Origin of the sequence: Mesorhizobium sp. M7A.F.Ca.US.006.01.1.1 (assembly GCF_003997935.1) — a bacterium.
Classification (GTDB): Bacteria; Pseudomonadota; Alphaproteobacteria; order Rhizobiales; family Rhizobiaceae; genus Mesorhizobium.
This window is the reverse complement of record NZ_RZQL01000045.1, coordinates 1-12,882: the sequence shown is the minus strand read 5'-3', so window position 1 is coordinate 12,882 and position 12,882 is coordinate 1. Positions and strand designations below refer to the sequence as shown.

8 protein-coding genes are annotated in these 12,882 nt (G+C 63.7%); all 8 read left to right on the top strand.

The window, feature by feature from the left end; genetic code table 11:
* Window positions 1-6: 6 nt before the first annotated feature.
* The 8 genes from EN943_RS10710 (at window position 7) to EN943_RS10675 (ending at window position 12,758) form a co-directional block, all read left to right on the top strand.
* Window positions 7-1,335 carry an FMN-binding glutamate synthase family protein gene (locus EN943_RS10710; RefSeq protein WP_127412586.1) on the top strand — a complete coding sequence of 443 codons (1,329 nt, stop codon included), beginning with the start codon at window positions 7-9 and terminating at the stop codon, window positions 1,333-1,335.
* Window positions 1,336-1,396: 61 nt separating this feature from the next.
* Window positions 1,397-2,704 (top strand): type III glutamate--ammonia ligase, encoded by a 1,308-nt coding sequence (glnT, locus tag EN943_RS10705; protein WP_127412585.1) that lies wholly within the window; start codon window positions 1,397-1,399, stop codon window positions 2,702-2,704.
* A 92-nt stretch (window positions 2,705-2,796) separates the two neighbouring features.
* Window positions 2,797-4,050: a sarcosine oxidase subunit beta family protein gene (locus EN943_RS10700; RefSeq protein WP_127412584.1), complete on the top strand. Its 1,254-nt coding sequence runs from the start codon at window positions 2,797-2,799 to the stop codon at window positions 4,048-4,050.
* A gap of 17 nt (window positions 4,051-4,067) precedes the next feature.
* The gene (locus EN943_RS10695; RefSeq protein WP_127412583.1) at window positions 4,068-4,343 is read left to right on the top strand and encodes a sarcosine oxidase subunit delta; all 276 of its coding nucleotides are present in this window, start codon (window positions 4,068-4,070) and stop codon (window positions 4,341-4,343) included.
* Window positions 4,343-7,324, top strand: a complete 2,982-nt coding sequence (locus tag EN943_RS10690) for a sarcosine oxidase subunit alpha (protein WP_127412582.1) — start codon at window positions 4,343-4,345, stop codon at window positions 7,322-7,324. Before EN943_RS10695 ends, EN943_RS10690 begins: the two co-directional genes overlap by 1 nt.
* Complete coding sequence (locus EN943_RS10685) at window positions 7,317-7,943, top strand: sarcosine oxidase subunit gamma family protein (RefSeq protein ID WP_127412581.1); 627 nt, start codon at window positions 7,317-7,319, stop codon at window positions 7,941-7,943. Before EN943_RS10690 ends, EN943_RS10685 begins: the two co-directional genes overlap by 8 nt.
* 346 nt (window positions 7,944-8,289) lie before the next feature.
* The gene (locus tag EN943_RS10680) at window positions 8,290-10,659 is read left to right on the top strand and encodes an aminomethyltransferase family protein (protein WP_127412580.1); all 2,370 of its coding nucleotides are present in this window, start codon (window positions 8,290-8,292) and stop codon (window positions 10,657-10,659) included.
* Window positions 10,660-11,048: 389 nt separating this feature from the next.
* Window positions 11,049-12,758, top strand: coding sequence for an APC family permease (locus EN943_RS10675; RefSeq protein ID WP_024502584.1), 1,710 nt, complete (start codon window positions 11,049-11,051; stop codon window positions 12,756-12,758).
* Window positions 12,759-12,882 lie beyond the last annotated feature (124 nt).

The following is a 12,882-nucleotide window of genomic DNA, read 5'->3' as shown; positions in this document are numbered from 1 at the left end:
GGCAGCATGACCTACAGGAACCCGCCGACGACGCCGCGCAAATCCGCGACCTTCGACGACTATACGCTTTCCGAGATCCGCCGTGCCGCGGCGACCGGCATCTATGATATCCGTGGCGCCGGCGCCAAGCGCAAGCTGCCGCATTTCGACGACCTCTTGTTCCTCGGCGCCTCGATCTCGCGTTACCCGCTCGAAGGCTATCGCGAACGCTGCGACACATCAGTCGTGCTCGGCTCGCGCCATGCGAAGAAGCCGATCGAGCTTAAGATCCCGATCACCATCGCCGGCATGAGCTTCGGCTCGCTGTCGGGCCCCGCCAAGGAGGCGCTCGGGCGCGGCGCGACCCTGTCGGGCACCTCGACCACGACGGGCGACGGCGGCATGACCGAGGAAGAACGCGGCCATTCAAAGCAGCTGGTCTATCAATATCTGCCGTCGCGCTACGGCATGAACCTGCGCGATCTGCGCCGTGCGGATGCGATCGAGGTCGTCGTCGGCCAGGGCGCCAAGCCGGGTGGCGGCGGCATGCTGCTTGGCCAGAAGATTTCCGACCGTGTCGCCGAAATGCGCACACTGCCGAAGGGCATCGATCAGCGCTCGGCCTCGCGCCATCCCGACTGGACCGGACCCGACGATCTCGAGATCAAGATCCTCGAACTGCGCGAAATCACCGACTGGGAAAAGCCGATCTACGTCAAGGTCGGCGGCGCCCGGCCCTATTACGACACCGCGCTTGCCGTGAAGGCCGGCGCCGATGTCGTTGTCGTCGACGGCATGCAGGGCGGCACCGCCGCCACCCAGGAAGTGTTCATCGAAAATGTCGGTATGCCGACGCTTGCCTGCATCAGGCCGGCGGTACAGGCGCTGCAGGACTTGGGCATGCACCGCAAGGTGCAGCTGATCGTCTCCGGTGGCATCCGCAACGGCGCCGATGTCGCCAAGGCGCTGGCGCTCGGCGTCGACGCGGTCTCGATCGGCACGGCTGCCCTTGTCGCGCTCGGCGACAACGATCCCCGCTGGGAGGCGGAGTATAACGAGCTCGGCACCACGGCCGGTGCCTATGACGACTGGCACGAGGGGCGCGACCCCGCGGGCATCACCACGCAAGATCCGGAATTGATGAAGCGGGTCGACCCGATCGCCGCGGGACGCCGGCTGGCGAACTACCTCAAGGTGATGACGCTGGAAGCGCAGACCATCGCCCGTGCCTGCGGCAAGAACAGCCTGCACAATCTTGAACCCGAGGACCTCGTCGCGCTGACGATCGAGGCAGCCGCCATGGCCGGCGTGCCGCTGGCCGGCACCAACTGGATACCGGGGAAGAACGGCTTCTGATCAACGAAGGGCCGATACCCGCATACTCGGGAACAACAATCGACAAAAATGGGGAACTACCGTGGCAACTGATCTTGCAGAATTCGCAAGGGCGAAAAACGTCAAATATTTCATGATTTCCTACACTGACCTGTTCAGTGGTCAGCGTGCCAAGCTGGTGCCGGCGCAGGCGATATCAGACATGCAGAAGGACGGCGCCGGCTTTGCCGGTTTCGCCACCTGGCTCGATCTCACGCCGGCGCATCCCGACATGCTGGCGGTTCCGGATCCCGACTCGGTGATCCAGCTGCCGTGGAAGCCCGAAGTCGCCTGGGTCGCCGCCAACTGCATCATGGATGACAAGGAGGTCGACCAGGCGCCGCGCAACACGCTGAAGCGGCTGATCGCGGAAGCCGCCAGCGACGGCATGCATGTCAAGACCGGCGTCGAGGCCGAGTTCTTCCTGATCTCGCCTGACGGCAAGACGATTTCCGACGAATACGACACGGCCTCAAAACCCTGCTACGACCAGCAGGCGGTGATGCGGCGCTACGACGTCATTGCCGAGATCTGCGACCACATGCTGGCGCTCGGCTGGGGCGCCTACCAGAACGACCACGAGGACGCCAACGGCCAATTCGAGATGAACTGGGCCTTCGACGACGCGCTGGCGACCGCCGACAAGCACTCCTTCTTCAAGTTCATGGTCAAGTCGATCGCGGAAAAGCATGGCCTGCGCGCGACTTTCATGCCGAAACCCTTCCAAGGCCTGACCGGCAATGGCTGCCATGCCCATATCTCGGTCTGGGACAAGGCCGGCAAGACCAACGTCTTCGCCGACAATGCGATGGAGCTCGGCCTGTCGGCCAAGGGCCGGAATTTCCTCGGCGGCATCATGAAGCATGCCTCCGCCCTTGCCGCCATCACCAATCCGACGGTCAATTCCTACAAGCGCATCAACGCGCCGCGCACCATTTCGGGCGCGACCTGGGCGCCGAACACGGTGACCTGGACCGGCAACAACCGCACCCACATGGTGCGCGTCCCCGGCCCCGGCCGTTTCGAACTGCGCTTGCCGGATGGCGCTGCCAACCCCTATCTCCTGCAGGCGGTCATCATCGCGGCCGGCCTCGACGGTATCCGCTCGAAAGCCGACCCCGGCAAGCGCTACGACATCGACATGTACCAGCACGGCCATACTGTGAAAGGGGCACCGAAGCTGCCGCTCAATTTGCTCGATGCCTTGCGCGAGTTTGACAAGGACAAATCGCTCAAGGCGGCGCTGGGTGAGGAATTCTCGTCGGCCTACCTAAAGCTGAAGCACCAGGAATGGAATTCCTATGCTTCGCACTTCACGCAATGGGAGCGCGACCACACGCTGGATATCTAGAGCATCGGACCGAAAAGTGTATAGCGGTTTTCGGATGAATCCGATGCGTCGAGGAAGATCCAGCGCGACGCGAGCGACCTCGGAATGAACTGATGAAATATTCTATCTTCTCGCTCGCTCGTGCCGCCCTGTCCGGCCACAAGAACTGGCAACGCACCTGGCGTGACGCCACGCCGAAGGATCGCTACGACGTGGTGATCATCGGCGGCGGCGGCCACGGGCTAGCGACCGCCTGGTTCCTCGCCAGCGAGTACGGCATCAAGAATGTCGCCGTGCTCGAAAAAGGCTGGATCGGCTCCGGCAATGCCGGCCGCAACACCACCATCATCCGCTCCAATTACGGCCTGCCCGGCAACACCGGCTTCTACGAATTGTCGATGAAGCTGTGGGAGCGGATGGAGCAGGATCTCAACTACAATGCGATGGTCAGCCAGCGCGGCGTCATCAACCTCTACCACTCCGACGCACAGCGCGACGCCTATGCGCGGCGCGGCAACACCATGCGCATCAATGGCATCGACGCCGAACTGCTCGACCTCGCCGCGGTCAGGAAGATGATACCGTTCCTGAACTTCGACAATGCGCGCTTTCCCGTGCAAGGCGGGCTCTTGCAGCGACGCGGCGGCACGGCACGTCATGATGCTGTTGTCTGGGGCTATGCGCATGCGGCGAGCGAATTCGGCGTCGACATCATCCAGAATTGCGAAGTCACCGGCTTCGTCAGGGATGCCGATGGCAAGGTGACTGGTGTCGAGACGTCGCGCGGCAAGATCGGCGCCGGCAAGGTCGGCATGGCTGTTGCCGGAAGTTCGTCGCGCGTGGCGGCGATGGCTGGCCTGCGCCTGCCGATCGAGAGCCATGTGCTGCAGGCCTTCGTCTCCGAGGCGATCAAGCCGCTCATCCCGGGTGTCATGACCTTCGGCGCCGGCCATTTCTACGTCAGTCAGTCCGACAAGGGCGGGCTGGTCTTCGGCGGCGATATAGACGGCTACAATTCCTACGCCCAGCGCGGCAACATGCCTGTCATGGAAGACGTCTGCGAGGGCGGCATGGCGCTGATGCCGATGATCGGCCGCGTGCGCCTGCTGCGCCAGTGGGGCGGCATCATGGACATGTCGATGGACGGTTCGCCGATCATCGACAAGACGCCGGTCGACGGGCTCTATATCAACGCCGGCTGGTGCTATGGCGGCTTCAAGGCGACCCCAGGCTCGGGCTTTGTCTTTGCCCATCTTCTGGCCCGCGATGAATCGCACGAGGAGGCCGCACGGTTCCGCCTCGACCGGTTCCGGACTGGTGCGATGATCGACGAAAAGGGCCAGGGCGCCCAACCGAACCTGCATTGAAGGCGGTCTAGAACAGCATGCGCATTGTCTGTCCCTTCTGCGGCGAACGTGAACTCGGCGAGTTCACCTATCTCGGCGATGCCAAGCCGGTGCGGCCCGTGGCCGACGCCTCGGAAGACGAGGTCTTCGACTATGTCTATCTGCGCGACAATGTCGCCGGCGCGACCAGCGAGCACTGGTACCATGGCGGTGGTTGCCGGGCCTGGCTGAAGGTCACCCGCAACACGCTGACGCACCAGATTTCGGCGGTCGAACCAGCGGCGGGCGCCGGCGCTGCGAAGGTCGGTGCGTGATGGCCGGCGCGCAGACACACCGGCTCGGCAATGGCGGCCTCGTCGATCGCTCGGCGCCGCTGAACTTCCGTTTCGACGGCAAGGCTTTCTCCGGCTTCCAGGGCGACACGCTGGCCTCGGCGCTGATCGCCAATGGCGTCAGGCTGGTCGGCCGCTCGTTCAAATATCATCGCCCGCGCGGTATTCTCACCGCCGGTTCGGAAGAACCCAACGCGCTGGTCGAGCTGCGGACAGGCGCACGGCGCGAGCCGAACACCAAGGCGACGACGGCCGAACTCTATGACGGGCTCGAGGCCGCCAGCCAGAACCGATGGCCGTCGCTGCGCCACGATTTGATGTCGGTCAACCAGCTGTTCGCGCCGATCTTCGTTGCCGGCTTTTACTACAAGACCTTCATGTGGCCGGCGAAATTCTGGGAAGCGATCTATGAGCCGGCGATCCGCCGTGCCGCCGGTCTTGGCCGTGCCGCCGGCATCGCCGATCCCGACCACTACGACAAGGCATGGGCGCATTGCGATGTGCTGATCGCCGGTTCAGGTCCGACCGGTTTGGCCGCAGCATTGGCAGCCGGTCGCGCAGGCGCCCGCGTCATCCTGTGCGAGGAAGACTTCACACTCGGTGGTCGCCTGCTTTCTGATGGTGGCACGATCGACGGCCTGCCGGCAGCCGAGTGGATTTCGCGGACGCTGGCTGAACTGGCTGATATGCCCGACGTCCGCATCATGACTCGCACGACATTGTTCGGCGTCTACGACGGCGGCACCTATGGTGCGATCGAGCGGGTCAACGACCACCTGCCCTCGCCGCCCGAGCACCAGGTGCGCCAGCGGCTGTGGCGGATCGTGGCGAAGCGCTGCGTCGTTGCGGCCGGCGCCATCGAACGGCCGATCGTCTTTGCCGGCAACGACACGCCCGGCGTGATGATGGCCTCCGCCATGCGCACCTATGTCGCGCGCTATGCGGCGACACCGGCAAAGCGCCTCGCGCTGTTCACCAACAATGAGGATGGCTGGCGCACGGTCGAGACAGCGCTTGGGGCAGGATTGCAGATCGCGGCGGTCATCGATGCACGGCCCGAAGTATCGCCGGCGCATCGTTCGCTGGCCTCCAAGGGCGGCTTCCCGGTGCTGCACGGTTCCGTCAGCGGTGTCGATGGCGGCAAGGATGGCGTCAGGAAAATCGTGGTCTCGCTCACCGGCGGCGCGCGCGCCGAGGTCGAAGCTGACGGCCTCGCCGTTTCCGGCGGCTGGAACCCGGCGGTCGGGCTGACCTCCTTCCATCGCGGCCGGCCGAGATGGAATGACGACATCTCCGCCTTCGTGCCCGATGGGGCACCTCCAAGCATGGTCGCCGCCGGAGCCGCGAACGGCGATTTCGGGCTCGGCGCTTGCCTGAGCCAGGGATTTGCCGCCGGCGCGGCAGCGGCGCGTGACACGGGACATAGCGGCACAGTCGGTACCGCGCCTGCCGCCGATGACGAGGCTTTTTCGCTGGCGCCGCTCTGGCATGTCGCCGGCAAGGGCAAGGCTTTTGTCGACTACCAGCATGACGTGACGGCATCCGACATCGAGCTGGCGCAGCGCGAAGGCTTTGAATCGGTCGAGCATCTGAAGCGCTACACGACGCTCGGCATGGCGACCGACCAGGGCAAGACCTCGAATGTCGCCGGCCTCGCCATCATGGCTGCGGTCAGCGGCCGCTCCATCCCAGAGACCGGCACGACGATCTACCGGCCGCCCTATGTGCCGGTCGCCATCGGCGCCTTCGCCGGCCATCATCGCGACGAGACTTTCCATGCGACGCGGCTGACCCCGTCGCATCATTGGGCCGTGGAACAGGGTGCGATCTTCGTCGACACCGGCCTGTGGAAACGGGCGCAGTGGTACCCCCGCGCCGGCGAGAAGGACTGGCTGGAATCGGTCACACGCGAGGTCAAGGCGGTGCGCTCAGGCGTCGGTTTCTGCGATGTTTCGACGCTCGGCAAGATCGACGTGCACGGCCCGGATGCAGGCGCCTTCCTCGACCGCGTCTACATCAACACCTTCTCCAGCCTCGCTGTCGGCAAAGCCCGCTACGGTCTGATGCTGCGCGAGGACGGCATCGTCTATGATGACGGCACCACGTCGCGGCTGGCCGAGGACCATTACTTCCTGACCACCACCACCGCCAAGGCCGGGCTGGTGATGCAGCATCTCGAATTCTGCCGCCAAGTGCTGTTCCCGGAACTCGACGTGCAGTTGACCTCAGTTTCGGATCAGTGGGCGCAATTCTCGATCGCCGGACCGAAAACGCGAGACCTGCTCAGGGAAATCGTGGATCCGGCGGAAGACCTGTCGAACGAAGGCTTTCCGTTCATGGGCGCACGCGAAGTGACGCTGCGCGGCGGCCTCAAGGCACGGCTGTTCCGCATCTCGTTTTCCGGCGAAATGGCTTTCGAGATTTCGGTGCCGGCGCGCTTTGGCGATGCCATGGCGCGCAATCTGATGCTGGCCGGCGCGCCATTCGGCGTGACGCCTTACGGCACCGAGGCGCTCGGCGTCATGCGCGTCGAAAAGGGCCACATCGCCGGACCGGAACTGAGCGGGACGACGACAGCAGCCGATCTTGGCCTGGGCAAGATGATGTCGACCAAGAAAGACTATATCGGCCGCGTCATGGCCGGACGCGAGGCGCTGGTAGCCCCGGATCGCCAGGTCGTCGTCGGCATCAAGCCGACGGACAAGGCGCGCCGCTTGCGCTCCGGCGCGCACATCATTCCGAAGGGGCAGACGCCCGGCCCCGGCAACGACCAGGGCTATGTCACCTCGGTCTGTTTCTCGCCGACATTGGATCAGTGGATCGGGCTCGCGCTTGTCGAACGCGGCCGCGAGCGCATCGGCGAGATCGTGCATGCGCATGATCCGTTGCGCGGCGAAGACTATGATGTCGAACTCTGCAATCCCGTCTTCTACGACCCGGATGGAGGGCGCCAGCGTGGTTGATTTTTCCTGGGCTCCCCGCAGTCCGCTCGAGCATGCGCTTGTCGCAGGCGCACATGGTGCACGCCGTATCGAGGCCGACGTCTCGCTGACCGAGATCCGCAACTTCGATCTCATCCAGGTGATGGCGCGGCGCGGCCAAGGGGCTGATCTGGCAAAGGCGGCCAAGGCCCGTTTCGGTGTGGCGCCACCGGATGCGCCAAAAGCGATCCAGGCCTCGGATGCCACATTGATCTGGTCGGGACCGGATCAGTTCTTCGTCCTCTCGAACGGCGGCAGGCACACTATGCAGACGTTGGCGCCGGCATTGTCCGGGTCTGCCTCGTTGTCGGATCAATCACATGCACGCGCGTTGATCAGCGCCTTCGGAATCCAGGCGCGCGCCATGCTCGCCAAGCTGTCGTCGATCGACCTGCATGCCGCCTCGTTCCCAGTTGGCTCCGCCGCCGCGACATCGATGGATCACACCAGCGTCACGCTCTGGCGCGGCGGCGATCGGCCGGATGGGCAGGCGGTGTTCAACCTTCTGGTGTTTGCGACGTTTGCCGAAAGCCTTTGGCATACGGTCCTGGATTCGGCTGCGGAGTATGGTGTGGTTATCGGCCATTCCGAGGAATTCTAGCCCGCCACTTGTGGACCTCGGCGCCGCCCCTCATTGCCCTGCCGGGCATTTCTCCCCGTGAACGGGGAGAAAGAAGCTGTTCGGAGTGCCGCGCCATTTCTGCAATGTTGGCGATTGGCGAAACCGGCGACGACAGCGTCCTTCGCCCCGTTTACGGGAGAAGATGGCGGCAGCCAGATGAGGGGCAGCGCCGACGTTTGGAAGATAGACTGGGAGGCCAATTCAATCCCAATTGACTGGGTTCGAAGCATCACCTTCACCTTGCCAAACGCACGCGCACTGCTATTCTTACCGCTAAAATAATTTCACACACAGGCAAACTTGTTTCTCGAACCGCAAGGCTGAGATGAGCCAGTCGCCCTACCCCGAAATTGCCGCCGGACCGCCGCGGCCGAGCCTCATCCTGAGGCCGGGCCAGATCGCGCTGCCGCCGGGCATGGAGCGTTATACGATCCATGGCGACGGCGCGGTTCTCATCGAGATCGAGGCCGGCGACACGGTCACCGTACGCAATGTCGAGGGTGGCCAGGCCTGCGAGTTGCTGGCCTGGGACAGGACCGGCGCGACCGATCCCGGCATTTTTGGTGAAGCATCGAACAGCAACGCTGCCGGCATCAAGGCACTGCTCATAGAGGGTGACGACAGTCTTGCCTCGCTGCGGGGCGGGCTCGCGCGCCGGCAGGTGCAGCTTGACCATGCCAAGGCGGTGCGGGTGTTCGGCGCCACTACGCCTGCCGGTACAGAACAAACATTCACGGTCACGCGTGACGGCTCGATGATCATCGCCGCGCCCGGCGGCCCGATGCTGGTCGACGGTCACGACACGGCGACGCCGCTGACCGCCATCGTCCGTCGCGCCAGCATCCGTCCGGCGGCGAAATCGCAGTTGGCCGACCCGCTGGCCGACCCGGTGCTCGATTTGCGCGTCCATTCGGCGACCGCGGAGGCCTATTTCGTCAAAGCTGGGGACTACCTGCAGATCATCGATGTCGACGGGCGCCAATGCACCGACTTCCAGTGCTTTTCGGCGCGCAAGCTGGACAGGGGACTGGATCATCCGCTCGACGTGACGACAACGCGCACGCTGATGGGCGCGAGCTACCCGATGCCCGGCCTGCATTCCAAATACTATGACCAGGACATGGAGCCGCTGGTCGAGGTGGTGCAGGACACTTGCGGCCGGCACGACGCCTTCGCGCTCGCCTGCGCGGCCAAATATTACGACGACATCGGCTATCCCGGCCACACCAACTGCTCGGAGAATTTCAACGGCGCTCTGGCCGGCAAGGGCGTCAATCCGCGCGCCGGCTGGATGGCGATCAACTTCTTCTTCAACACGGCGATCGACGCGCATGGCGTCATGGTGTCCGACGAGCCGTGGTCGAGGGCGGGCGACTATGTGCTGCTGCGGGCGCTCACCGACATCGTCTGCGTTTCCTCCGCCTGCCCCGACGACACGACGCCGGCCAATGGCTGGAACCCGACCGACATCCATGTGCGGACCTATTCCGGCCAGCACAAATTCTCGCGAGCGATCGCCAGACGCATGACGCCCGATTCGGAACCGAAAATGACCCGCGAGACAGCTTTTCATTCGAGCTTTGCCAAGCACACCCGCAACTTTCAGGAATACAAGGGCTATTGGCTCGCCAATTCCTTCGCCAAGGACTGGCCGATCGCCGAATACTGGGCCTGCCGGCAAGACGCGGTGATCATGGACCTGTCGCCGCTGCGCAAGTTCGAGGTCACCGGCCCGGATTCCGAGGCGCTGCTGCAATACACGCTGACCCGCAACGTCAAGAAGCTCGGCGTCGGCCAGGTGGTCTACTCGGCCATGTGCTACGAGCATGGCGGCATGATCGACGACGGCACCCTGCTGCGGCTCGGCAAGGACAATTTCCGCTGGATCGGCGGTGACGATCTGTCCGGCGAATGGCTGCGCGAGACGGCCGCCAAACTGGGCCTCAACGTGCTGGTGCGTTCCTCCACCGACCAGATGCACAATGTCGCGGTGCAGGGTCCGAAGAGCCGCGACATCCTGCGAGAAGTGATCTGGACTTCGCCATTGCAGCCGTCGATCGACGAGCTCGAGTGGTTCCGCTTCGCCGTCGCCCGCATTGGTGGCGGCAACGGCATTCCGGTCGTCGTCTCACGCACCGGCTATACCGGCGAACTCGGCTATGAGATCTGGTGCCATCCGCGCGACGCCGAAAAAGTGTTCGACGCCATCTGGGAGGCCGGCCAGCCGCATGGGCTGAAGCCAATGGGGCTGCAGGCACTCGACATGGTGCGCATCGAAGCCGGGCTGATCTTCGCCGGATACGAATTCTCCGACCAGACCGATCCGTTCGAGGCTGGCATCGGCTTCACCGTGCCGCTGAAGAGCAAGACCGACGATTTCATCGGCCGCGAGGCGCTGATCCGCCGCAAGGAGCACCCGCAGACGAAGCTGGTCGGCCTCGACGTCGACGCCAATGTCGACGTCGGCCATGGCGATTGCGTGCATGTCGGCCGCGCCCAGATCGGCGTCGTCACATCAGGCATGCGCTCGCCGGTGCTGAACAAGACTATCGCGCTGGCCAGGCTCGACGTCACCCATTCGGCTGTCGGTACCGAGGTCGAGATCGGCAAGCTCGACGGCCATGCCAAGCGGCTGCCGGCGCGTGTCGTCGCCTTCGCCCACTACGATCCGCAAAAGACCAAACCACGCTCCTGACGGCCTTCCTCCCAAGATAGTGAGGCCGTACTGGCAGTCTGCGATAGGAATTTTTTCTTGACCTGCTGAGGGCAGCTATGCTACATATTCGCCCATGGTGCTGATTTGCGCCGCGACCCGCCACCGGCGGGTTTTTCGTTTCCAGCCCCCTCGCCCTTTTCCGAACAATCCGCCCGCGGCAGTGTGAAGCTGACATGTTTCGCAAGCGTGATGTGCACGGCGCGACAAATCGCTTGACGTGCAAGCGCGCCGGATCAATCTTCACTGTTAAGAAAAAAATGCGACTGAGTGGAAACACCGGCAGTCGCCCAAGGCATGCGTCGATGATGAAGCCTCGCGAAGCCGCGGCCGTCACGAAGGGGGAACATCAAAATGGGGAACAAAGACATATGAGCACGATAACGACTGTCCTGGAGCCGCTTGCCGAAGGCAAGCTGCACCGAAATATCGACTGGCGCGGCGCCTTCTGGGTTGCGAGCGGCGTGCCTGCCCTCGTCCTGTTCTCGATCGGCGGCATTGCCGGCACGACCGGCACGCTGGCATTCGCGATCTGGATCTTCTCCATGATCATGGGCTTCCTGCAATCCTTCACCTATGCCGAAATTGCCGGTCTGTTTCCGAACAAGTCGGGCGGCGCGTCGATCTACGGCGCCACCGCCTGGCTGCGCTATTCCAAGTTCATCGCGCCGCTGTCTGTCTGGTGCAACTGGTTCGCCTGGTCGCCGGTGCTGTCGCTCGGCTGCTCGATCGCCGCCGCCTACATCCTCAACGCGCTGGCGCCAGTGCCGCTGTTCACAGAAACCTCACCCGATGTCGTCGCCTATATAGCCGCGCATGCCGGGACGAGTGCCGCCGACGCCATCACAGCGGTGACCGCGGCGGCGACGCCGGCAATCCGCAACTGGACGCTTTACAGCCACACGCTGGGACCGGTCTCGTTCACCTTCAACGCGACCTTCTTCATCGGCGCAGTGCTGATGCTGATCATCTTTGCGATCCAGCATCGCGGCATTCTCGGCACCGCCAATGTGCAGAAATATATCGGCCTCTTGGTCATCGTCCCGATGCTGATCGTCGGCGTGGTGCCGATCGTCACCGGCCAGATCAACTGGGCGAATTTTTCGCCGCTGGTGCCGCTGGCCGCAGCCTACGCGCCCGAGCCCGGTGCCTGGAACATCGCCGGCTGGACGCTGGTGCTTGGTGGTATGTTCATCGCCGCCTGGTCGACCTACGGCTTCGAGACCGCCGTCTGCTACACATCCGAGTTCAAGAACCCCGGCACCGACACGTTCAAGGCGATTTTCTATTCCGGCCTTCTGTGCATGCTGCTGTTCATCCTGGTGCCGTTCACCTTCCAGGGCGTGCTTGGCCTCAACGGTATGCTGGCGACGCCGATCGTCGACGGCTCCGGGGTCGCCGACGCGCTGGCCGGCATGGTCGGCGGCGGCGCGCTAGTCCACAGCCTGTTGGTGATGCTGATGATCCTGGCGCTGGTGCTGTGCATCATGACGGCCATGGCCGGCTCTTCGCGTACGCTCTACCAGGGCTCGGTCGACGGCTGGCTGCCGCGCTATCTCAGCCATGTCAACGAACATGGTGCGCCGACACGGGCAATGTGGACCGATCTCGTCTTCAACCTGATCGTGCTGGCCATCGCCTCGGCCGACGCGACGAGCTTCTTCTTCATCCTCGCCGTGTCGAATTGCGGTTACATCATCTTCAACTTCCTCAACCTCAACGCCGGCTGGATCCACCGCATCGACAACGGCCATATCGCACGGCCCTGGAAGGCGCCGAGCTGGCTGCTCGGGATCGGGGCGATCTTCGCCTATGTCAACGCGATCTTCATGGGCGCCGGTGCCAAGGTATGGAACCCGATGGCGCTGTGGGCCGGCCTGATCACGGCAGCGCTGATCATCCCGGTGTTCTGCTTCCGACACTACATTCAGGACAAGGGCAAGTTCCCCGACCACATGCTGGCCGATCTCGGCATGACGGGGGCCGACCTCTCGGTCAAAAAGGCGGGCATGCTGCCCTATCTGACGCTGGTCGCCGGCGTGGTGGTGATGCTGCTCGCCAACTGGTTCTTCGTCATCTGACCTCAAAAAAATGAAAAGGATCGGGCGCGCTTCGGCGCGCCCAATCCTTTTCGACAGGCGTGATCGATCTATTCGGCGGCCAGCGCCAGTTGCGGCTTTTCAGCTTCCTGGCTCAGTTCCAGTT

Excerpts from the sequence above, each read along its gene's own strand:
- EN943_RS10695 (WP_127412583.1), top strand. The coding sequence starts at position 4,068 with ATGCGCATTGTCTGTCCCTTCTGCGGCGAACGTGAACTCGGCGAGTTC.
- EN943_RS10690 (WP_127412582.1), top strand. The coding sequence starts at position 4,343 with ATGGCCGGCGCGCAGACACACCGGCTCGGCAATGGCGGCCTCGTCGAT.
- EN943_RS10675 (WP_024502584.1), top strand. The coding sequence starts at position 11,049 with ATGAGCACGATAACGACTGTCCTGGAGCCGCTTGCCGAAGGCAAGCTG.
- EN943_RS10700 (WP_127412584.1), top strand. The coding sequence starts at position 2,797 with ATGAAATATTCTATCTTCTCGCTCGCTCGTGCCGCCCTGTCCGGCCAC.
- EN943_RS10680 (WP_127412580.1), top strand. The coding sequence starts at position 8,290 with ATGAGCCAGTCGCCCTACCCCGAAATTGCCGCCGGACCGCCGCGGCCG.
- EN943_RS10710 (WP_127412586.1), top strand. The coding sequence starts at position 7 with ATGACCTACAGGAACCCGCCGACGACGCCGCGCAAATCCGCGACCTTC.